The sequence below is a fragment of the Thalassotalea litorea genome, from assembly GCF_005843925.1.
GTDB lineage: Bacteria > Pseudomonadota > Gammaproteobacteria > Enterobacterales > Alteromonadaceae > Thalassotalea_A > Thalassotalea_A litorea_A.
This window is the reverse complement of sequence record NZ_VCBC01000008.1, coordinates 1-21,670: the sequence shown is the minus strand read 5'-3', so window position 1 is coordinate 21,670 and position 21,670 is coordinate 1. Positions and strand designations below refer to the sequence as shown.

The 21,670-nt window shown below is 43.7% G+C and carries 19 protein-coding genes; 3 read left to right on the top strand and 16 right to left on the bottom strand.

Translation table 11 applies throughout. The features are described 5' to 3' along the window. Positions 1 to 32: 32 nt before the first annotated feature. The 14 genes from FE810_RS09020 to ftsB form a co-directional block, all read right to left on the bottom strand. Positions 33 to 737: a sulfotransferase family 2 domain-containing protein gene (locus tag FE810_RS09020; protein ID WP_138319729.1), complete on the bottom strand. Its 705-nt coding sequence runs from the start codon at positions 735 to 737 to the stop codon at positions 33 to 35. Then, entirely contained in the window at positions 737 to 2,314 is a 1,578-nt protein-coding gene (locus FE810_RS09015; RefSeq protein ID WP_138319728.1) for an MATE family efflux transporter, read from the bottom strand. The genes FE810_RS09020 and FE810_RS09015 overlap by 1 nt, the downstream gene beginning before the upstream one ends. Before the next feature lie 275 nt (positions 2,315 to 2,589). After that, positions 2,590 to 4,926: a polysaccharide biosynthesis tyrosine autokinase gene (locus FE810_RS09010; RefSeq protein WP_138319727.1), complete on the bottom strand. Its 2,337-nt coding sequence runs from the start codon at positions 4,924 to 4,926 to the stop codon at positions 2,590 to 2,592. Positions 4,927 to 5,532: 606 nt separating this feature from the next. Further along, positions 5,533 to 6,069 (bottom strand): transcription/translation regulatory transformer protein RfaH, encoded by a 537-nt coding sequence (gene rfaH, locus FE810_RS09005; RefSeq protein ID WP_138319726.1) that lies wholly within the window; start codon positions 6,067 to 6,069, stop codon positions 5,533 to 5,535. Between the two features lie 802 nt (positions 6,070 to 6,871). After that, the gene (locus FE810_RS09000) at positions 6,872 to 7,225 is read right to left on the bottom strand and encodes a four helix bundle protein (RefSeq protein ID WP_138319725.1); all 354 of its coding nucleotides are present in this window, start codon (positions 7,223 to 7,225) and stop codon (positions 6,872 to 6,874) included. A 532-nt stretch (positions 7,226 to 7,757) separates the two neighbouring features. After that, positions 7,758 to 8,687, bottom strand: coding sequence for an RNA polymerase sigma factor RpoS (gene rpoS / locus FE810_RS08995; protein WP_138319724.1), 930 nt, complete (start codon positions 8,685 to 8,687; stop codon positions 7,758 to 7,760). 62 nt (positions 8,688 to 8,749) lie between these two features. Beyond that, positions 8,750 to 9,595, bottom strand: coding sequence for a peptidoglycan DD-metalloendopeptidase family protein (locus tag FE810_RS08990; protein WP_246037009.1), 846 nt, complete (start codon positions 9,593 to 9,595; stop codon positions 8,750 to 8,752). Between the two features lie 66 nt (positions 9,596 to 9,661). Continuing rightward, a complete protein-coding gene (locus FE810_RS08985) occupies positions 9,662 to 10,240 on the bottom strand; it encodes a YqaA family protein (RefSeq protein WP_138319722.1) in 579 nt (192 codons plus the stop codon). Beyond that, a complete protein-coding gene (locus FE810_RS08980; protein WP_138319721.1) occupies positions 10,237 to 10,890 on the bottom strand; it encodes a protein-L-isoaspartate(D-aspartate) O-methyltransferase in 654 nt (217 codons plus the stop codon). Before FE810_RS08980 ends, FE810_RS08985 begins: the two co-directional genes overlap by 4 nt. Then, on the bottom strand, positions 10,887 to 11,633 hold the full coding sequence (gene surE / locus FE810_RS08975; RefSeq protein ID WP_138319887.1) for a 5'/3'-nucleotidase SurE: 747 nt from the start codon (positions 11,631 to 11,633) through the stop codon (positions 10,887 to 10,889). Before surE ends, FE810_RS08980 begins: the two co-directional genes overlap by 4 nt. Further along, positions 11,614 to 12,687, bottom strand: a complete 1,074-nt coding sequence (truD, locus tag FE810_RS08970; protein WP_138319720.1) for a tRNA pseudouridine(13) synthase TruD — start codon at positions 12,685 to 12,687, stop codon at positions 11,614 to 11,616. Before truD ends, surE begins: the two co-directional genes overlap by 20 nt. A gap of 98 nt (positions 12,688 to 12,785) precedes the next feature. Then, complete coding sequence (gene ispF / locus FE810_RS08965; protein WP_138319719.1) at positions 12,786 to 13,277, bottom strand: 2-C-methyl-D-erythritol 2,4-cyclodiphosphate synthase; 492 nt, start codon at positions 13,275 to 13,277, stop codon at positions 12,786 to 12,788. After that, positions 13,268 to 13,993, bottom strand: a complete 726-nt coding sequence (gene ispD, locus FE810_RS08960; protein ID WP_212744492.1) for a 2-C-methyl-D-erythritol 4-phosphate cytidylyltransferase — start codon at positions 13,991 to 13,993, stop codon at positions 13,268 to 13,270. Before ispD ends, ispF begins: the two co-directional genes overlap by 10 nt. Positions 13,994 to 14,004: 11 nt before the next feature. Next, positions 14,005 to 14,283, bottom strand: coding sequence for a cell division protein FtsB (ftsB, locus tag FE810_RS08955; RefSeq protein WP_138319718.1), 279 nt, complete (start codon positions 14,281 to 14,283; stop codon positions 14,005 to 14,007). Positions 14,284 to 14,817: 534 nt separating this feature from the next. Between ftsB and FE810_RS08950 the strand changes: the two genes are divergently transcribed. Together FE810_RS08950 and FE810_RS08945 are read left to right on the top strand one after the other, a co-directional pair. Further along, positions 14,818 to 15,450 (top strand): hypothetical protein, encoded by a 633-nt coding sequence (locus FE810_RS08950; protein ID WP_138319717.1) that lies wholly within the window; start codon positions 14,818 to 14,820, stop codon positions 15,448 to 15,450. 533 nt (positions 15,451 to 15,983) lie between these two features. Then, positions 15,984 to 16,274 carry a GIY-YIG nuclease family protein gene (locus FE810_RS08945; RefSeq protein WP_138319716.1) on the top strand — a complete coding sequence of 97 codons (291 nt, stop codon included), beginning with the start codon at positions 15,984 to 15,986 and terminating at the stop codon, positions 16,272 to 16,274. Positions 16,275 to 17,192: 918 nt separating this feature from the next. On the opposite strand, the gene eno is transcribed toward FE810_RS08945, so the two are convergent. Beyond that, positions 17,193 to 18,491 (bottom strand): phosphopyruvate hydratase, encoded by a 1,299-nt coding sequence (gene eno / locus FE810_RS08940; RefSeq protein ID WP_138319715.1) that lies wholly within the window; start codon positions 18,489 to 18,491, stop codon positions 17,193 to 17,195. Between the two features lie 71 nt (positions 18,492 to 18,562). Beyond that, a complete protein-coding gene (gene pyrG / locus FE810_RS08935; protein ID WP_138319714.1) occupies positions 18,563 to 20,200 on the bottom strand; it encodes a CTP synthase in 1,638 nt (545 codons plus the stop codon). Between the two features lie 400 nt (positions 20,201 to 20,600). On the opposite strand from pyrG, the gene FE810_RS08930 reads away from it, so the two are divergent. Next, entirely contained in the window at positions 20,601 to 21,041 is a 441-nt protein-coding gene (locus FE810_RS08930; RefSeq protein WP_138319713.1) for a secondary thiamine-phosphate synthase enzyme YjbQ, read from the top strand. Positions 21,042 to 21,670 lie beyond the last annotated feature (629 nt).

Genomic DNA, 21,670 nt, shown 5'->3' with positions numbered 1-21,670 from the left:
CCTCATCGTTTTTATTGATAACCGTTAAACTGTTAAAAGTCATAATCAAATAATACAATATCTTTTTTATATAACTCGGCTACAATCTCTTTCGACTCGTCATCATAAAAATCGCTATAGTTTTTTTCGAGCTTAGTTGAATTTTCCTTAGCAAGCCTTCTGTATGGTAAACCTAGCCTTTGAGTTACTTGTACCCAGTCACTATCTAGAGATTCTAGTTTAACAATTTCGTCTACAATTATCTTATCGCCAAAACCACATACAAATTCATTTTGGGGTATAAAATGTGTAAAAGAATATACACTATGGCGAGGTAACCAATTTTTAATGAATTCATCGAAAGTATTACACTCCCTGTTTAGAACTGCGCCCATATTACGATCGTCAACAGTCAACCCTCCTTGCATTAAAAAGTTATAGGCCGATAACAATCTAGCCCATGGATTCCTCACTATCGAAAACGTTTTAAACTTACAAAAATCATTAGCTAACAAACACTTATAATGTAACGCTGTAGTATGCCTAGCTTCAGCAAAAGAATCTCTGTACGCTGTGATTATTGAAACACCTGCTGTTTTCGGGATGTGCACTAAAATTATGTTTTTTTCTTCTTTCAATTGATTCAGAAGGTGCTTTTTCTTTTTCGCCTGTTTAATAATACTTAATGAATCCCAAAGTCGATATGAGAATACTTCTTTGAGTTTCGAGTTTTTCCAGGGAACATTATAGGTACTCATTAACTAAACTTTACCTTATTATTAAATTTAGAGTGATAATATTTGATGATAAAACCTTTTAAAGTATTCCTTTCATAAGTATTGAAACCAATAAAAACAAGCACTAATGTAAACACAGGTATATAAGCAAGAGCCAGAACAAGTAACTTTATTTGTTCATCAACTATATTAGAAGTCATAAAATATAATAATAAATAAATTAATGCAAAAGCCCCTCCCCCTCTAATTATGTTATTCTTAATAAAAAAAACAATATTCAATCCGAATTTATTCTTTGAAAAATATAATGCATTTACACCAAGGACAATTGCCCTACCTATCATGGTGATATAAATGAAGTGGGGGGGGTACCCTAAAGCAAATAACCCCCAAGCAATAAACAAAGGAAATATATTTATAAATGAGAAAACTAATTGGAAGCTTTTAATGTGCCCGACAGCTGAAATCCCAACCTCTAAAGGTATAAAAAATTGCCTAACCAGATTTTGCAGAAGCAGTAAATAACAAAAAGTTATTAAAAACTTGGGAACCTCAACTAGCCAAATACTAAATAAATATGACATTTCCAACATTATAGGAATATACAAAAGAGCTATAAGAAAGAAAGATAGTTTACTTCCCATCATAGTGGCTTCAAGCATTACTCTTCGATCTCCCTCCCCCTCACTACGAACAATCATAGGGGTTAAAGCCTTTAACATAGTTGTGCTTAATGCACCAAGTTGTCCACTAACTTGGTTTGCAACTCCTTGAGCTGCATTAACTATTGATCCGAAAAACACATTCAGGAGAATGCCTTGACCATACATTGTTAACATACTACTCGAGGCACCAAGAAATGACCATGATGCAAAGCCGCCCATTTCGTAGAATAATTTACGGTCAAGATATTTTTTGAAATTAACTTCGGCTTCGATGTAATTTTTGTGGCAATAAACCCATTTTATACACAGCATTAAAATAGCCAATAACGCCATTAATAGACCAAAAGTAATCAGTTTATCAAAATCAGTATATGTGATATAAATTGCAACACCTAACTTAAAGAAACTTTCTAGCACTCCGGAGATGGCTACAAACAACATATTTTCTCGAGCATTTATTAGTGCATCATAGGGTACGCAAATGATAGTGAAAAATGTACTAGTCACCATAAATTGAAATACATATTTTGCAGCTTGTAATCTTTCTTCAGGAATATTTAAAACGCTTTCAAAAAGAAAGTAACCAACGAACTCTAATAGAAGGCACACAACTATTCCAATAATAAAGTGAAGCAGAAGACTTACATTGAATATACTTTTTAGCTTCCCCCCCCCCTGCCCATGCGCATATGACATAAAACGCTGAGATGCAGCAGCCATAGCTGCATTTAGAAACACAAGCATTGCAACTATGCCTGCAACTAAATTATAAATACCAAAGTCTTCTGTTCCTAAGCTAGCCAGTAAAAGCCTTGTAACATATAAAGAAATAAATACGGTAATAGCCATACGGATATAGAGAAACCCGGTATTTTTAGCCACGCGTTTTGCGTTTTCCTTACCTTTATGGCTTGTAGTTGATATAGTTGTCATATGATTTTATACAGACAGGCTATTAGTCGCAGATATTCCAAGTTATGCATTTGTTTCCTAGTCGTTGCAACAAAACACACCCTTTTTCAAAAAGCCACCTAAGATTTAAACTACCCTTTCTTTAACCTAAACGGTTAGCTTTTTATTCTCGTTGATTAAACCTAGCAAATATTAGAACTGCACAAATAACTTTAACCCGTTGTTACTTAGTTAAAATATCCATCTAAATAGTAGAGTTTTGAAAAGCAACTTTATGGTGTTTATTTGACATCGGTTTAAGAAGGTTCATTATATTGATACTGGTAATACCCATAATCGGAATAATACGAATTGGCCTTAGCTTCCAATGCATTAAAGATCACGCCTTTGATTTCCACACCATTAAGCTCGAAGCGCTCCAGGGCAGCACCGATTTCTTTTAAGGTGCTGATATCATAACGGGTGAGCATAAATGAAGTGCCGGCATGGTTACCAACAACCGCAGGGTCGGTTACCGCCATAATCGGTGGAGTATCAATTAACACTATATCGTAGTTTTCAGATGCCTGTTTCACGAACTGTTCGAACTTTTCGCTCATTAACAGCTCGGAAGGATTGGGCGGAATTTCGCCACGAGTCACGATATCCAGGTTTTCAATATCGGTAGATTTGATAGCTTGTTCAAAGCTTAATTTATGAGATAGATGATCGGACAGGCCATTATCCCAGGCCATATCAAACATTTTTTGCAAATACCCACGACGCATATCTGCATCGACAATTAGAACTTTTTTGCCACTTTGCGCAATAACGGTTGCCAGATTAGCGCTGACAAATGACTTGCCAACTTCCGGGCTAGCACCGGAGATCATCACTACATTGTTTTTTGCTTCTAACATAGCAAAGTGTAAAGAGGTGCGAAGGCTACGGATTGCCTCTACGGCTAAATCGGTCGGGTTTTCTTTGGCAAGTAGCAATTCATGATCTTTGCGACGATTGGTTGTCGGGTCAATTTTGCTTTCCGTAGTCGCCTTTTTAGATTTTGGCCTGTATTTGCGAAGCTTCGCTTGTAGTTTAGTGACACGTTCGCGTTTTTTGTTAAAGGCATCCTGCACGTCACTGACCGGTATTGTGGCGTATAAGGTTAACCCAATATCTTCAAAATCTTTAGGATTAGTGATGCCGCGATTAAACGCCGCACGCAATAATACGATAGCGACGGCAAACATGCCGCCTAGCATAGTTGCGAACACAACGATTAACGGTTTTTTCGGTTTAACGGCAATTTTTGCAACCTGTGCCTGGTCAACAACACGCACGTTACCGACGGTACCGGCTTTGGCAACATTTAACTGCTGAACATTGTTTAACAAGGCTAAATAGATTTGCTGGTTAACTTCCACATCGCGAGTTAAGCGCAGAATTTGTTGTTGGGTGGATGGCAGGTTTTTCACGCTGTTGCCAAGCAGGGCTTTTTGTTCAAGCAAATCGTTCTTTTTCTTGATTAACGATACATAGCTTGGATGCTCTTTGGTATAGCGCTGAGAAATTTCTGTTTCTTTAAAGGATAACTCGTGAATGCGGGTATCAAGATCGACGATTTGTTTCAGAATCGATTGGGTTTCTAAAGACAAATCTACGGACTGGTTTTCAAGACGGAAATTATTCAGTAACGCTTCTGCGGCCTCTAACTGACTTTTAATTTGCGGTAATTCTTTTTCCAAGAATTGGATGGAGTTTTGCACTTCTGCCGACATACGCTCGACATTTTGCAACACATAAGAGTGGGTAATCGCATCAAGCTGTAATTCGGTGGCAGTTTTATCTGTGCCTTCTAAGGTCAGGAATAAAATGCCCGAGCTTTTGCCCTTTTCTGACACCGACAGGCTCGACTGCAAGGTTTGAATAGCGTCACTGCGCGACCTTTTTACCAGATTAAACTGGGTATTGGGCATTGCCAGTAAATCAGTAATTAACAAACGGATCTCACCGGCGCGTAAATTATCGACTATCGCCAGTTCATTCACCCGGCCTTTAACCAACACCTTTTCCGGTGTGTCCGCTAAGGATAACTGATACTCTTCACCGCCAAGGCTGGTGATAATAAAATTTTGACCTTCAAATGCGCGTGGTACCGAAAAGTTAGCGACGTTGATCACTTCGCCGCCCCAGGCGTAGTGCTCAGAGGTAACACTGGCCAGCCAAGGCTGGTTAAAATCATTATCCGCTAACTTTTGATAACGACGAGCGAAAAATCGCCCCAAATTGCCATTATTCCCGAAGTAATTTGGCGTTACCACATTAGTCAGTTTGAGATCATCAACCACTTTTCCCATTACCATGCGAGATTTTAATAGCTCAATCTCGGTCACGGCTTCGCTGTCGCTGGCAAACATTTCGCCCAGCTCATCAAGGCCTGGTAAACCGGCATTTTTCTGTTCAATTTGGATCAACGCATCGGCTTTATAGACGGGAGTAGCCAGGAGGGCATAAGTTACACCCATCAAGGTGAACATGGCGGTTACTGCAACGATAAACAATTTTTTATCGAGCAGCAGGCCAAATAGGCGGGTTAAATCGATTTCGTCAGAATCAGCAACAGGTGCTGACACTGGTGTGTTTTTATTAGTCATGTTTAATTTCTTATTCTGGGGGCGAAATTTAAAAACTTAATAAGTGATAAGGTGGAGGTGGAAGTAAACACCAGCAATCCTATACTCTGAACTGAGCGTTGCTTAGCTCAGAGAAGGTTAAGGTGGAAGCTGGGAGTGGAAGTATAAACCACCACAACCTCTTAAATCTTCCACCGAAAATGCTCCCTGCATTATCGGTCTACCGGCCAATCCATGGCCATAACCAATTTTAGCTTACCTCTCCCACCAGCACAGCTTACCTCTTCAACAAACGATGAGCTGCATGCTCATCGTTTAGCCACGCTTCCGCCCATAGGTTTGGCTCCTAAAGGCAAAAAATTCGTGTTTTTTAAAATTTTGATTCGAAATTTCTAATAACTTCGAATTTTTAGTACGGGGCCAACAACGCCCCTTCGGGTACATGAATCAGCTTCAGGTAAAAACGGCTCTTAACTCGAAGAGACGTTGTCTGTCTCGTACCCGGAGTAACGTTGTTTGTTACGTACTCGGAGCGATGTTTTTTAATCGCGTACTCGGAGCAACCGCTTTGGGGTCAGAGCTAAAGATCTGACCCCAACGCTATGTTGCGTACCGTCGTTATTTCAATCAAGCTTCTTTATCAATGTCTTGATTTGAAACCGCGACCTCGTTCTGTTGGCCAAGCATGTTCAATAAAATGATTGAACGTTCCAGGCCGTCAGACGATTTATAAATTGCGGACAGGCCTTTAAACGGCCCATTGGTGACTATTAGCGCATCACCCCGGTGATAATTTTCCAGATCCGCTAAGCTTGGTAGCTGGTCTGAATCGCCGGTTATTTCCGTATCTTGTTTTAATTGTTCAATTAACGGTTCGTTTACGGTAGCCATATTGGCGCCAAAACGAACAAAATTCGCTACCCCACGGGTTGAGCGAATCGCATTAAAATTTGTTGTTTCTGAATCCAGTTTTACGAAAAGGTAATTGGGGAAAAGAGGTTCAATGGAAACCGACTTAACTCCCTGTCGTTTTTTTACTGCAGAAATTTTCGGGTAAAATACATCGATACCCTGACTTGCCAGATTATCAAACGCTCTGCGCTCTTCCCTGGGCTTTGAAGTAATTACATACCACTTCTTCGTCGATTTTACTGCATTTGACATACTGCACTCAGCTTGGCTTGAAGACCTATTAAAAAGTCGCCAACGTTTATTATTTTAATCCATTGGGTCAGTTAACTACTGACCTGCTATTGCGTCCTTGTTTTTGTTAACCTGCTGACAACAATTGCACATTTATCCAACATTGCCTTTATCGCTACGCCGCGAAATACAAATTAACGAATATAGATTACCAGTTAACGAAGAATATCCAAAGCATAAATAGGGTTTTTTCATGATTTATAGAGCTAAAAAAATCAGGTATGGAGTAAGGGGTTGATTTGGTTGGGGTACGCAACGGAAAACGTTGCTTCGGGTACACAATCGGAGATTGTTACGGGTACGAGGCCGTAAAGGCCTCTGCGGGTACATGAATCGGAGATTCATTTCGGGTACGCTGCGGAAAACGCAGCTGCGAGTTAGAGCGGCTCTTAACTCGAAGGGCGCTGTTTGCCCGTACCCGAAGTAAAAATCTTATTTTTACGTACCCCGAACAAAATCTTGATTTTGTGTTCCCGGAGCCAATGCCGTTTATTGGCGTACCTTTTCACTCGAAGGGCGCTGTTTGCCCGTACCCGAAGTAAAAATCTTATTTTTACGTACCCGGAACAAAAACTTGATTTTGTGTTCCCGGAGCCAATGCCGTTTATTGGCATACCTTTTCACTCGAAGGGCGCTGTTTGCCCGTACCCGAAGTAAAAATCTTATTTTTACGTACCCGAAACAAAATCTTGATTTTGTGTTCTCGGAGCCAATGCTGTTTATTGGCGTACCAAAGATAAATAAGACAAGGTGATTTTTCTGCCTAAGTTTGCGATTTTTCTTTTACGCTTTTCATCAATTTACCTATCATTTTCGATAGTTTATCAGCTTTAATGATTGAAGATTTTGCGAAGCTATCTTCAAGAAAACCGACTCTTTGTCCAATGATTAGCTGAGTTTTATACTCTCCAAGGGATGCTTTTGCTATTGATAAAAATCGATACTTTTCCTGCTGACTGTCGCGTTCCATGCCCTCCGCTATATTGCTTGGTACAGACAGAGCTGAACGAGTAATTTGATTTTTAAAGCCAAAGTCATTAATCGATTTGGATTGATGGTATGTTGCAACAGATAGTTCGCAGCTTAATTTCCAGATGGCTAGTTTTTCATGGTACATAAAAAGTCCTTTTTTAACGCGAACCTTATTCCATTTCGGTTCGCTGAGTACGCAACATAAAACGTTGCTTCGGGTACATGAATCAAAGATTCATTCCGAGTACGAGGCCGTAAAGACCTCTTCGGGTACACAATCGAAGATTGTTTCGGGTACGCGATAAACAGCATCGCTTCGAGTGTATTAATCATAGTTTGGTTTCGAAAGATTGTTTCGAGTACGAGGCCATAAAGCCTCTGCGGGTACACAATCGGAGATTGTTTCGGGTACGCGATAAACAGCATCGCTTCGAGTGTATTAATCATAGTTTGGTTTCGAAAGGTTGTTTCGAGTACGAGACCATAAAGCCTCTGCGGGGACACAATCGGAGATTGTTGCGGGTTAAAGCGGCTCTTAACTCGTAACCCGAAGCTGATTTATCAGCGTACCCGTAGTAACACTTGTGTTACGTACCCGGAGACAAAAACCTATTTTTTGGCGTACCCTAAAAAGCAAAAAACCGGCGATTAGCCGGTTTTTCAATCACTAGTTTTCATTAGTTTTGGAAGAGCGCTTCTATGCTCAAGTTCTGTGAAGACAGGATATCGCGTAAGCGTTTTAATGCTTCGACCTGGATTTGGCGAACCCGTTCGCGGGTTAAACCGATTTCGTGGCCAACATCTTCCAGGGTTGCGGGTTCATAACCGAGCAAGCCGAAACGGCGGGCGAGCACTTCCCGTTGTTTAGAATTCAGTTCGTTCAGCCAGTGTACGATATTGTCTTTAATATCGCTGTCCTGAAGGTCGGATTCCGGGCCCTGGCTTTTTTCATCGGCCAATACATCTAATAAGGCTTTTTCCGAATCGCCAGCAAATGGGGTATCGACAGAAGTTATGCGCTCATTGAGTTTAAGCATTTTAGACACATCTGCCACGGGTACATCTAATTTTGTGGCAATTTCTTCGGCGGTGGGTTCATGGTCGAGTTTTTGAACCAGTTCACGTGCTGCACGCAGGTAAACGTTGAGTTCTTTGACGACATGGATGGGAAGTCGAATCGTGCGGGTTTGGTTCATAATGGCACGTTCGATGGTTTGGCGGATCCACCAGGTGGCGTAGGTCGAGAATCGGAAGCCACGTTCAGGGTCGAATTTTTCGACCGCTCGGATTAAACCTAAGTTACCCTCTTCGATAAGATCTAACAGGGGTAAACCACGATTGTTATATCGTCGGGCGATTTTGACGACAAGTCGTAAGTTACTCTCGATCATTCGTGCTCGAGATGCTCCACAACCTTTTAGGGCCTTGCGAGAGAAATACACTTCTTCCTCTGCAGACAATAAAGGTGAAAAGCCAATTTCGCTAAGATACAACTGAGTTGCGTCTAAGTTAGCGCCAGATTCTTCTGGAGCGATCTTGCCTTCCTTTGCTTTGTTGATTTCGGCTACGTCTTCAACTACCGCTTCGTTGCTTTTACTTTTACTCATCAATATCTCCCAATACTAATCGTAACTATTTAGGTTTTATTCACATCTTGCCTCTGTATTTATTAACGTTTCGGTAAATACCGCGCTGGATTTACCGACTTGCCCCGAAATCGAATTTCAAAATGTAACATGGTCTTATCTGTACCACTGTTACCCATTTTTGCGATCACTTGCCCTGCTCTGACGTTTTGTTGTTCCTGAACCAACAAGGTGTCGTTATGCGCATAAGCACTAAGATAATCGTCATTATGTTTTATAATTATTAGGTTTCCATATCCTCGCAAGGCATTCCCGGAGTAGACAATCAAGCCATCGGCTGATGCGGTTACTTCCTGGCCCTTAACGCCGGCAATATCAATGCCTTTGTTGCCTTGCTTCGCGCTCGAAAAACCAGAGATTACCTGCCCTTTTGCTGGCCAACGCCATGAACTGACTTTGGAGCTAATGGACGGAACCTTTATATTGGTTATTTTTTCGTCACTTTTTTTAACATACTCCTTCGAATTTTGATTTGCAACTACTTTTGATTGAGTTTTTTGTGGATTTTTTGTGACAGTCTTAGTTTCCACCTTATTAGTACGGCTTTTGGGTACTGAAGCGACTTTTTTCGGCGGATTTGCCCCCTGCAGACGAATAGTTTGGCCGGGGTAAATTCGATAAGGTGAGACAAGGCCATTTAACGCCGCCAGCGTGTTGACATCGTTACCTGAACGCCAGGCAATCGAATACAACGTCTCTCCCGCCTGAACCTGATGACTCTTGCCAGAAAGTGTGTTTTTTTGTTTTTGTAATGTTGGTTTAGAGCCACCAATGCTTACCACTTCTGCTGGTTTTATGCGTTCAGCACAAGCAGTTAATAGCAAGGTGACACCAATCAAAAGTGCAGTAACTTCCTTTTTCAACAACACATTGACACCCATTTTAACAACATAGCAATTTGAATTAATTAGTCTTTATATCATCTATTGTATCGGTTAGCGCAAGATAAAATAAAGTACCACAACAAGAATAACGACGCTCCAGCCAATGACATCAATACTTTTGCGTAAATTTGCTTCCATTCTCTCGCCGCCCCAGGCAATTAAACCGGCAACTAAAAAGAAGCGCATGCCCCGGCCAACGGCAGAAGCGATCAAGAACGGCAAAAACATCATCTGCAAAAAGCCAGCGGACAAGGTAAATACTTTATAAGGGATCGGTGAAAATCCGGCCAGGAACACAACCCAGACCCCATAATCATTAAACCACGCCATTGCCCGCTCAAATTTATCCATATAGTTAAATTCAATTAAAAGCGGTTGGATCAGCGGTTCAAACATCAGATAACCGAGAAAATAGCCAACTACTCCACCGATCACCGATGAAATGGTTGTTATGGTGGCTAAGCGCCATGCTTTATGGGGTTTCGCCAGCACCATAGGGGCTAGCAGCACATCCGGAGGAATGGGGAAAAATACGGATTCTGCAAAGGTAAGTACCGATAAAACCGCAGGGGCAAATTTGTGCTCCGCCCACTTTAGCGTCCAGTCATATAATGCGGTAAAAATTTTCAAATGAGTTCTCCGGGAACCAGGGGTACAAATCGCACCGCCTCGATAGTTTGTTGTTCAAAAGTATTCGCTTTTCGGGTAATGAGTCGCAGCGTTTGCTGATGATCACCCACGGGGATAATCATTTGCCCCCCGTCTTCTAACTGTTCAAGTAATTCTGGTGGAACTTCAGAGGGCGCGGCGGTCACAATAATGGACTTAAATGGTCCTTTGCTCGCCCAACCTTGCCAACCATCGCCATGCTTCATCGAAACATTATGCAAATCCAGATTACGTAAACGTCGTTTTGCCTGCCATTGTAATGATTTGATCCGCTCGATTGAATACACTTCATCAAATATTTGCGCCAGTATTGCGGTTTGATATCCCGATCCCGTACCAACCTCTAACACTTTGTCAGTGCTATTAAGGCAAATAAGTTCGGTCATACGCGCGACAATATAAGGTTGTGAGATGGTTTGTCCCTGGCCAATGGGCAGCGCAGTATTGTCGTAGGCTTTATGCGCCAGGATTTCTGGCACAAATAAGTGTCTTGGACAATTGGCGATGGCGGCCAGCACTTTGGTTTGCGTAATACCGCTCGCTTGTAATTGTTTGGCGAGGATTAAACCAGAGCGTTGTGATTTACCGCCCAATGAAGTGGGAATACTCATAGCTTTAATTCGTTTACCCACTCGGTCATTGGCATCAAACTGCGATAGGCTGTCATATCGACAGTTAACGGCGTGATGGACGCATAGCCTTGGTTAATGGCATAAAAATCGGTACCTTCGCCACAATCTAAACCCGAACCTAGCGAGCCATACCAATAAATGTCCCTGCCCCAAGGGTCTTGCACTTTCTTCATGGTTTCGGCGCGATGGCGATGACCCAGGCGAGTCACCTGAATACCCTTTAATTGATCGAGGGGCAAATCCGGTACATTTATATTGAGAATTTGATCGGCATTTAAAGGGTGCTCAACCAGACGTTTAATCACTTTTGCGGCAACAATGGCTGCGGTTTCAAAATGTTCATTACCCGCCAAAGACACCGCAATCGACGGTAAGCCCATATGGCGTCCTTCGGTAGCCGCGGCCACAGTACCGGAATACAACACATCATCGCCCAAGTTAGCACCATGATTAATGCCCGCGACGATTAAGTCCGGGGAGCCATCAAAAAGCTGAGAGATACCAACATGGACAGAATCTGTCGGTGTACCATTGACCGCAATAAAGCCATTAGCGAGGGTTTCCGCTCTTAATGGGTTGACTAACGTTAACGAGTTACTGGCGCCGGAACAGTTGCGATCCGGGGCGATAACCTGAGTTTTTGCAAACTGACTTAACTCATTGTTTAGTACGGCGATGCCTTTGGCGTTTACGCCATCATCATTACTGACCAGAATTTTCATCATGGTTTTCTGTCCTTCTTATTTCACTGGCGTCCTGATAATCCACTAATTCTCTTAATATCGTTGTCGCAAAACTGCCGGCGGGTAAGGTAAACTTTATTGTGACTGTATCATCCTTTTGGCTGATATCGGCATCACTTGGCATTAAGCGAATGCGCCGGCGCTCTTGTTTTAAACCGAAAGTTTCAAGACCTTCACAATACTCAGGGTAATTTTCGGCAATGGCCTGCTCTCGCTGTTCGACACGCAGCGTTGACATTAACTGCCCACGCCCCCACATACAGGCGGTTATATCAATGTCGTTTTGAGAAAAACGTTCGCGGATATCGTCACTGACTTCATCAATGGCAAACACCGACTGACTGCCAGACATCATCATCACATCGCCCGCTTGCGGTACACTAAATAAGCGCTCTTCAATGCGTTGATGGACAAGTTGGTTGAAGAGAAACGATCGCACCGCAGACAAATAAAAGCCACGCTTCTTTTTATCTTTAATTTTTTTGCCGGCAAACATTTCCTGAGCCTGGGTTAAATTGTTGCCATTAATACCAAAGCGTTGTTCACCAAAATAGTTAGGGACGCCATGTTTACACACCTGAACCCAACGGCGGTAGATATCATCAATATCGGTAACGCCGGTAATGACCAACTCGAATCGGTTGCCAGACAATGCGCCGGTTTTTAGCTTTTTATTATGACGATATTTGCCCAGCACTTCGACCCCTTCGATAGCTAAGCTGCTGATATCGTCTGCGGGTTTTCCCGGTAAATGAATACTAAAGAATTGTTCAGTGACGGCGTTTCTGTCTTTCATACCGGCATAAGAGACTAATGCGTCTTTGACCTTAAAATACCGGGCAAGCTGGCGTGCAACAAAAGTGGTATTGGCGCCGGTTTTACGAATGTGTAAAACCAGGTGTTCCCCTTCACCGCTAAATTCAAAGGGAAGTATTTCGAAGACTTTAAAATCTTCGAGAGCATGACGGATCACGCCTTTCGATTCCGGCCTTTGATATAAATAGGCTAATTCATGTTGCGGGGTATCGTTCATTTTAGAGAACCGCCTTACGTTAATGTGCTTAGATTAATGTGCTTAGATTAATGTGCTTAAGTTAATGTGCTTAAATTAAAGTGCTTAGATAAATTTACTTAGGTTAACGTGCTGTCGCTATCTGCAAGTAATAAAGCCACTGCATGCACACTGACCCCTTCTTTGCGGCCAACATAGCCTAATTTTTCCGTGGTCGTTGCTTTGACATTAACCTGATCAATATTGGCGTTAAGATCTTGCGCCAGGGTTTCTCGCATGGCTAACAAGTGCGGCGCAATGCGCGGGGCCTGGGCGACAATGGTTAAATCAACATTGCCAATTTTATAGGATTTTTGCTGCATTAGATTGACCACATGGCGGAGCAAAATCCGTGAGTCAATGTTTTCATATTGGTCCTGATCATCGGGAAAGTGGTTACCAATATCGCCTAGGCAAAGGGCGCCCAGAATGGCATCACACAGCGCATGAATTGCCACGTCACCATCGGAGTGGGCAATAAAGCCTTGCTCGTAATCGATTTTTACGCCAGCTAGGGTGACCGGCCCCTGGCCGCCAAATTTATGGACATCAAAGCCGTGACCTATGCGCATGGTGAACCTTCTTGTTGTTTATGTTGTTGCTGAAGAATGAATTCCGCCAGATGCAAATCCTCTGGCTGGGTCACTTTAATATTATCGGCCCTGCCGGGAATGACATCGGCAGGGTAGTGGCAATATTCCATCGCTGACGCTTCATCGGTGATCCGTTGATGCTCTGCTAGCGCTTTAATCAATGCCGCGGTTAATTCATCGGTTTTAAACAATTGCGGCGTTAACGCATGCCACAAATTTTCTCTCGGTTCGCTGTGAGTGATTTGATTATCGGCACTGCTTCGCTTCATTGTATCGCGCACTCTGCTGGCCAAAATACCGCCTCGGTTTGTGTCAATGCAATGGCCAATCAACTGGCTGATATCGTGATGGGTAATACAAGGTCGAGCCGCATCGTGCACCAAAACATATGGGCTATTAACGGTGTTTTTCACGGCATGTAAGCCAGACAACACTGAATCGCAGCGCTCATCACCACCGACCACAGTGATAACATTTTTATGGTTGGCCAGGGGCAATGTATTAAAATAAGTGTCCTGCGGGTTTAGCGCGATAATCACACAGGAAATATTGGGGTGGCTCAATAACCGTTCAACGGTATGTTCAAGAATGGTTTTACCCGCCAGAGACAAGTATTGTTTGGGAATATCGCTGGCCATGCGTTTGCCAATGCCAGCGGCAGGAACCACAACGGGCACCTGAAAGTTATCGTCAATATCGATCACGATTAGTTCTCTTTAGGAATGACCCGGAAAAATACTTCGCCATCTTTAATCATGCCCAATTCATTTCGGGCATTCTCTTCAATGGCTTCCAGTCCATTTTTTAAATCATCAATATCGGCATAGACAAGCTTATTGCGCTGCTGGAGCTTTTGGTTTTGCTCATTTTGATGCATCACGCGCTGCTCCAATGCCAGATAATCACCGATACTATTTTTGCCAAACCAAAGCCGGTACTGCAATAACAGTACAAGAACAATCAGTATGGCATTGATGATTTTCATATGATTTAAAGTGGTAGACAGAATTAAAACCATGATAGCAAGGCGGAAAAACAAAGGCTAGCAGCTCGTACATGAATCTTTGGTTAATGACGGTACGCAATAAACCACATCGCTGCGAGTGCACAATCGAAGATTGTTTCGGGTACGAGGCCGTATAGCCTCTTCGGGTACGCAACCATCCTCACGCCCTTCCGTCATCCTCACGAAAGTGGGGATCTGCTTTTACTTTAGATTCCCAGTAGTATCTGGGAATGACGGGAGAGCTGCGCGGGTGGATAAAACGCACCGTTAGCTACGCGCGTTTTAGGTGGAAGACTTCGTCGGTAGAAAAGCCAGCTTTGTCACCCAGATGTTTTCGTCGTTCCCCCTCAAAACTTCGTATCGAATCACCTAACTCTACGTCGTTGCGTTCTTTATCTTCGGGTAAATCGTTAACAATGCTGGCTTTTTGTCCGGTTCTTTTGTTTAATTACTAGACAATAAAGAAAAAGGGCTTTTGGCTGAACCATAGTTACAGCTACTCACTTTTAATTCATGGAACAAGATTCTTTTTGGCAAGGGCCGCAAACCCACCCACATTTTCATCAACTCTGTCATGCACTGTATGAACGAGAGGTGGATAAGTTGTCTGCATTGCCAATTGAAAGTGCAGCCCCTCTGCAATCCAAGTTAAAAAGTTTAAGTCATTATATTTCCCGCACTGCCCACGCATTACTTAATGTGGATGCACCGATTACTATCGACTGTCAAAATGCAGGCTGGTCTGCGCGCCAGGCTGCGAAGGCGCCCATTGATGATCAAGCCGATGCCCAAATCAGCAAATGGTATCAAGGCAAGCATCTTTGTCTTGGACTCGTGGTACCGGTATATCATCAACAACAAGGCATTGAACGCATTGTGCTCGACTGCATAGATAAAATTGATTTGGAAAAAGGCGTGATTCGCTGCAATTTTTCCGGTCGCTATACGTTTGCACAGGCAAGTGAAGGTCAGGTACTTACCAATAACCATGGTTTTCGTCTACTCAAGCCAAACCGCAAGACAATGCTAGCCGCCTGCAGTGGACATCGCTGGGTCGGTAAGCAAAAACTACAGCCGCAACCTCTCGAACTGCGAGAATTACTGCTTTCTACACAAATTAACTGGCAAAACTTTAAAAAGGTTTAAGAAGATTTAAGTCAGGCGGGTCCGGCCCACTCCGTCATCCTCACACCTTCTGTCATCCCACACGTTCCGTCGTCCCACACGGTCCGTCACCTTTGCAGCTTCCGTCATCCTCACGAAAGTGGGGATCTGCTTTTGCGTTAGATTCCCAGTAGTATCTGGGAATGACGGGATGGCTGCGTAAGTGAATAAAACGCACCATTAGCTACGCGCGTTTTGGGTGGAGGACTGCGTCAGGTGGATAAAACCTTAGTTTCGGCAGGTTTTTAGGTGACAACTTCGTGGTAAAAAGCCAGTCAAGCCGAGATGGCTGTGCGTGCTGGGTGGCGGACTTCGTCGATAAAAGCCAAAGGGGTCCGGCCCACTCCGTCATCCTCACGAAAGTGGGGATCTGTTTTTGCTTTAGATTCCCAGTAGTATCTGGGAATGACGGGATGGCTGCGCAATTGGCTTTCTGCTTTTGCTTTAGAGCCCCTGCCGCGGTGTGCCATCTATAACTACAATAAAGTTTTATGTCATTGAAAAGGAATTCAATCATGAAACAACCCGCCGTTTACATTATCACTAATCAAACGAATTCAATTTTATATATTGGTGTTACCAGTAATTTGCCGAGTCGAATATATCAGCACCGAGAAAAATTGATTGCAGGCTTTTCTCTTAAATATCATTTAAACAAGTTGGTGTATTTTGAAATTTATGACGATATGCCAAATGCGATTGCCCGGGAAAAACAACTGAAGAAATGGCTTAGGGCATGGAAGAATGAATTGATTAACAAAGAAAACCCTGATTGGCAGGACCTATACCCGACCGTTGTTCTTTAAAAAAGTTTTAATCCAGTAATCGGTACATAACTTTGCTTTAGGGAAATACAGCCATTTAATATTCAAAGTAATGGGGTGTGTTCTCACTTCCCTACTCCGGTATCTTCGCGGCCCCGCTCCGTTAGCTGCGTGGAAGTGGGGATCTGCTTTTGCGTTAAATTCCCAGTAGTGTCTGGGAATGACGGGAGAGCTGCGCAAGTGGAGGACTGCGTCAGGTGGATAAAACGCACTGTTAACTACGCACGTTTTGGGTGGAGGACTGCGTCGGGTGGATAAAACCTTAGTTCCCGCAGGTTTTTAGGTGACAACTTCGTGGTAAAAAGCCAGTCTAGGCGGAACGGTCCCGCCGTCATCCTTCGAGAACTTTAGTTCGCCTCCCGGCGTCATCCTCACGAAAGTGGGGATCTGCTTTTACTTTAGATTCCCAGTAGTGTCTGGGAATGACGGGGTGGCTGCGCGTTTTTGGGTAGAGGACTTCGTCGGTGAAAGCCAGTCTAGGCGGAACGGTCCCGCCGTCATCCTTCGAGAACTTTAGTTCGCCTCCCGGCGTCATCCTCACGAAAGTGGGGATCTGCTTTTGCTTTAGATTCCCAGTAGTGTCTGGGAATGACGGGGTTGGGTTTTGGCTGGGAATGACGGGGTTGGGTTTTGGCTGGGGATGACGGGGTTGGGTATTGACTGGGGATGACGGGGTTGGATTTTGGCTGGAAATTACGAGTCAGGTGTTGGAATTGATTTCCATTCATGGCTGGAAATGACGAACGTGACTTCGAGACAATATGTCTCGACTCCACCCTCAAAACAACTTCTGTTTTGACTCCACCTGCGAAGCTTCCCTCTAAAACAAAAAAGCTCCCGACTATTATATAGAGGGAGCTTTCTAAAAAGGTTTTTGGCTAAGTCTTATTGACTTTTGGCTTACTGACCTTTGATTTCTGAGCGGCCGTTATACACGGCAGCGTCGCCTAAGAACTCTTCGATACGAAGCAGTTGGTTATACTTGGCAACACGGTCAGAGCGACACAATGAACCTGTCTTAATTTGACCGGCAGCAGTACCAACGGCTAAATCCGCAATGGTTGCATCTTCCGTTTCACCACTACGGTGAGAAATTACCGCAGTGAAACCTGCGTCTTTGGCCATTTTAATCGCGTTCAACGTTTCGGTTAGAGAACCGATTTGGTTAAACTTGATTAAGATTGAGTTGGCAATGCCGTTATCAATACCGCGCTTTAGGATCTTAGTATTGGTTACGAATAAATCGTCACCAACGATCTGTACTTTGTCACCCAGCAAATCTGTTTGATATTTGAAGCCATCCCAGTCAGATTCGTCTAGACCATCTTCAATTGATACAATTGGGTACTCTTTACAAAGCTCACCTAAAAAGTCTGAAAATTCATTGGACGTGAACTTTTTACCTTCACCTTTAAGGTCATAGATTTTGTTTTCGGCGTCGTAAAATTCAGAAGCCGCACAATCCATTGCTAAGGTGATGTCTTTATCAAGAACATACCCTGAAGCGGCAATCGCTTCTTTAATAACGGCTAATGCTTCAGCATTGGATTCCAGATTTGGAGCAAAACCACCTTCATCGCCAACAGACGTATTCAGACCTTTACTCGAAAGTACTTTTTTCAAGGCATGGAATACTTCAGCGCCCATACGTAACGCTTCAGAGAAGTTCGCCGCGCCAACTGGTTGGATCATAAACTCTTGAATATCGACGTTATTGTCGGCATGCTCACCACCATTGATGATGTTCATCATAGGTACCGGTAAGCTATATACGCCCGGAGTGCCATTGATATCAGCGATATGTTCGTAAAGTTCAACGCCTTTGTCGGCAGCAGCGGCTTTAGCCACGGCTAATGACACAGCCAAGATTGCGTTAGCACCAAACTTTTCTTTGTTTTCTGTGCCGTCTAAATCAATCATGATTTGATCGACGTTCGCCTGATCTAATGCGTTTTTACCAACTAAGGCAGGAGCAATGTTGTCATTCACTGCGGCAACAGCTTTTAATACACCTTTACCTAAGTAGCGAGCTTTGTCGCCGTCACGCAATTCTAGTGCTTCACGTGAACCTGTCGATGCACCGGATGGGGCACAGGCACGACCAAAGGCACCAGATGCTAAACGCACATCTGCTTCTACTGTTGGATTCCCGCGAGAGTCCATTACCTCACGAGCGATCACTTTAACTATCTCTGACATATCAACCTCTTTATTTTCATAAAAAAGCCGCAGGTAATGTAAATTACGCTACGGCTCGCTTTTTAACGTTATTATTTTTGCTGGCTTTTCTGATGTTCAAAAGCCGCGGCAACGAAGCTTTCGAATAATGGGTGGCCATCCCGTGGCGTAGAGTTAAACTCTGGGTGGAACTGACCGGCAACATACCAAGGGTGGTCAGGTAACTCGATCATTTCGACAAGCTTTTTGTCTGCAGATAAACCCGAGAACACCAAACCCGCATCGCTTAATTGCTGACGGAAATTATTATTCACCTCATAACGGTGACGATGACGTTCGAACACACTCGAACCGCCATAGATTTTTGCGGCTTGAGTTCCTTTAATTAAGTGACACTGTTGTGAACCAAGACGCATGGTACCACCGAGATCGGAATTTTCGTCTCGGATTTCAACCTTGCCTTCTTCATCCAGCCACTCTTCAATCAAGCCAACCACTGGGTATTCGGTTTTTGCATCGAACTCAGTGGAATGCGCACCTTTAAGCTTGGCAACATTACGGGCGAACTCGATCAGCGCCACTTGCATACCAAGGCAGATGCCAAAATACGGGATATTGTTTTCACGGGCGTATTGCGCCGTTAAAATTTTACCTTCAACACCACGCTGTCCAAAACCGCCAGGAACCAGGATTGCATCCACACCTTCTAACGCTTTTGATCCTTTACTTTCGACACTTTGTGAATCGATGTATTGAATATTAACCGTTAACTGATTTTTCAGACCGGCATGTTTCAATGCTTCATTCACCGATTTATAGGCATCGGGTAATTCAATGTACTTACCTACCATACCAATGGTGACTTCACCCTTTGGATTGGCTTCTTGATATAACACCTGTTCCCACTCATGCAAATCTGCTTCTGGGGCTTCGATACCAAAACGTTTAACGACAAGTTCATCGGTTCCCTGGGATTTTAATAGCGCAGGAATTTTGTAGATACTGTCGACATCACGCATGGACACAACAGCGCGTTCTTCAACATTGGTAAATAATGCGATTTTCGCACGTTCATTGGCAGGAATAACGCCTTCACTGCGACAAACCAGAATATCCGGGAAGATACCAATGGAACGTAACTCTTTCACTGAGTGTTGCGTTGGCTTCGTTTTGATTTCACCAGAGGCTTTTAAATACGGCACTAAAGTTAAGTGCATGTACATAGCACGCTCACGACCTAACTCTACACCCAGCTGGCGAATTGCTTCAAGAAATGGTTGTGATTCAATATCACCCACAGTGCCGCCAATTTCAACCATGGCAACATCAAAACCTTCCGCGCCTTCAATAACACGGCGTTTGATATCGTTGGTAATGTGAGGGATCACCTGAATGGTTGCACCTAAAAATTCACCACGACGTTCACGAGCCAAAATACCTTGATAGATTCGGCCAGTTGTGAAGTTATTACGTTTGGTCATTTTGGTGCGAATAAAGCGCTCATAATGGCCCAAATCCAAATCCGTTTCGGCGCCGTCATTTGTGACGAACACTTCACCGTGTTGAATTGGACTCATAGTACCTGGATCGACATTGATATATGGGTCAAGTTTTAGCATGGTAACCTTTAAACCACGCGCTTCCAGTATTGCCGCCATAGAAGCCGCCGCAATACCCTTGCCAAGGGATGAAACAACCCCACCAGTTACAAAAATATATCTTGTTGTCATGTGAAACCCAGATGTAAGGAAAATCAGTAAAGTATTTGTGCTAACAGTGTAGCAGGACGGGAACGCATTGTATCAAAAGAGGTGGGCGACAACAATGGGATTTTAGGGTTTAACGCAATAGTTTGAGGTGTTGGGTTTTAACTAGGGAATCCCGAGGGACACAATCAAAGATTGTTCCGAGTACGTGATGGAAAACATCACTACGAGTACATGAACCAGAGGTTCATTCCGAGTACGAGGCACAAAACGCCTCTTCGGGTTAAAGCATCCATACCCGGAACCGAATATTTATTTTCGGTGTTCTCGGAGTGACGTATTTGGTCACGTACCCCGCTTGGCTTTGTACAAACTTAAAAGCCTGGCGTATTATAGATTCAGTTTTTTATTAGTTTCTTTTTTTATGTGGCAACAGCAAACCCTAAATTTAGCTGCGAAACCCAGAGGGTTTCATCTCATCACCGACGAGATTATATCGAAGCTGCCGGTTATCCAAGATTATCGAGTCGGCCTATTGCATGTGTTTTTACAGCATACCTCCGCCTCATTAACCATTAATGAAAATGCAGACCCGACCGTGCGTATGGATTTAGAAAGCCATTTCAATCAATTTGTGCCGGAAAATCAGCCTTATTATTTGCATGACTACGAAGGGCCCGATGATATGCCGGCGCATATTAAAAGCTCAATTCTTGGTTGCCAACTGACAATTCCAATTCAAAATGGCCGCTTGGCCCTGGGTACCTGGCAAGGTATTTATTTGTGTGAGCACCGTAATCACGGTGGCGGGCGAAGGGTGGTTTGTACGCTAAGTGGTGACGCTAGCGCGTCACCACTGTTATAGAGGTATGCTGCGCGGAGGGAGAAAAACACTCAGTGTTTCGTGTTTTGGGGTGGAGGCTGCGCGGGTGGATAAAACGCGCCGTTAGCTACGCGCGGTTTTGGGGGGAGGACTGCGTCGGGTGGATAAAACCTTAGTTCCGGCAGTTTTTTAGGTGACTACTGCGTCGGGTGGTAAAGCCTTAGTCCTGGCAGGTTTTTAGGTGACAACTTCGCCGGGTGGATAAAACCTTAGTTCCGGCAGGTTTTTAGGTGACAACTGCGTCGGGTGGATAAAACCTTAGTCCTGGCAGTTTTTTGGTGACTACTGCGTGGATGGTAAAGCCTTGCAGGTGTCGCTCTTGCCGGCATTCTCACGCCCCTGCCGTCACCCTCACTTTGTCCGTCATCCTAAGAGAACTTCAGTTCGATTTGTCCCAGACGCAGTATTGTTTGCTGCGGCCGTCACCCTAACACAGTGTTTTTAGCTGTGTTTGTCACCTTTAGAGCTTTAGCTTGCACTTTGTCCGTCATCCTCACGAAAGTGGGGATCTGCTTTTGCATTAGATTCCCAGTAGTGTCTCGATGTATGGACTCCCTCCCCTCGGGGATGTAACGTAAAAATGACCAAACCTTTACGACGGAGTCCATACA

Excerpts from the sequence above, each read along its gene's own strand:
- FE810_RS09020 (WP_138319729.1), bottom strand. The coding sequence starts at position 737 with ATGAGTACCTATAATGTTCCCTGGAAAAACTCGAAACTCAAAGAAGTA.
- FE810_RS09015 (WP_138319728.1), bottom strand. The coding sequence starts at position 2,314 with ATGACAACTATATCAACTACAAGCCATAAAGGTAAGGAAAACGCAAAA.
- FE810_RS09010 (WP_138319727.1), bottom strand. The coding sequence starts at position 4,926 with ATGACTAATAAAAACACACCAGTGTCAGCACCTGTTGCTGATTCTGAC.
- rfaH (WP_138319726.1), bottom strand. The coding sequence starts at position 6,069 with ATGTCAAATGCAGTAAAATCGACGAAGAAGTGGTATGTAATTACTTCA.
- FE810_RS09000 (WP_138319725.1), bottom strand. The coding sequence starts at position 7,225 with ATGTACCATGAAAAACTAGCCATCTGGAAATTAAGCTGCGAACTATCT.
- rpoS (WP_138319724.1), bottom strand. The coding sequence starts at position 8,687 with ATGAGTAAAAGTAAAAGCAACGAAGCGGTAGTTGAAGACGTAGCCGAA.
- FE810_RS08980 (WP_138319721.1), bottom strand. The coding sequence starts at position 10,890 with ATGAGTATTCCCACTTCATTGGGCGGTAAATCACAACGCTCTGGTTTA.
- surE (WP_138319887.1), bottom strand. The coding sequence starts at position 11,633 with ATGAAAATTCTGGTCAGTAATGATGATGGCGTAAACGCCAAAGGCATC.
- truD (WP_138319720.1), bottom strand. The coding sequence starts at position 12,687 with ATGAACGATACCCCGCAACATGAATTAGCCTATTTATATCAAAGGCCG.
- ispF (WP_138319719.1), bottom strand. The coding sequence starts at position 13,277 with ATGCGCATAGGTCACGGCTTTGATGTCCATAAATTTGGCGGCCAGGGG.
- ftsB (WP_138319718.1), bottom strand. The coding sequence starts at position 14,283 with ATGAAAATCATCAATGCCATACTGATTGTTCTTGTACTGTTATTGCAG.
- FE810_RS08950 (WP_138319717.1), top strand. The coding sequence starts at position 14,818 with ATGGAACAAGATTCTTTTTGGCAAGGGCCGCAAACCCACCCACATTTT.
- FE810_RS08945 (WP_138319716.1), top strand. The coding sequence starts at position 15,984 with ATGAAACAACCCGCCGTTTACATTATCACTAATCAAACGAATTCAATT.
- eno (WP_138319715.1), bottom strand. The coding sequence starts at position 18,491 with ATGTCAGAGATAGTTAAAGTGATCGCTCGTGAGGTAATGGACTCTCGC.
- pyrG (WP_138319714.1), bottom strand. The coding sequence starts at position 20,200 with ATGACAACAAGATATATTTTTGTAACTGGTGGGGTTGTTTCATCCCTT.
- FE810_RS08930 (WP_138319713.1), top strand. The coding sequence starts at position 20,601 with ATGTGGCAACAGCAAACCCTAAATTTAGCTGCGAAACCCAGAGGGTTT.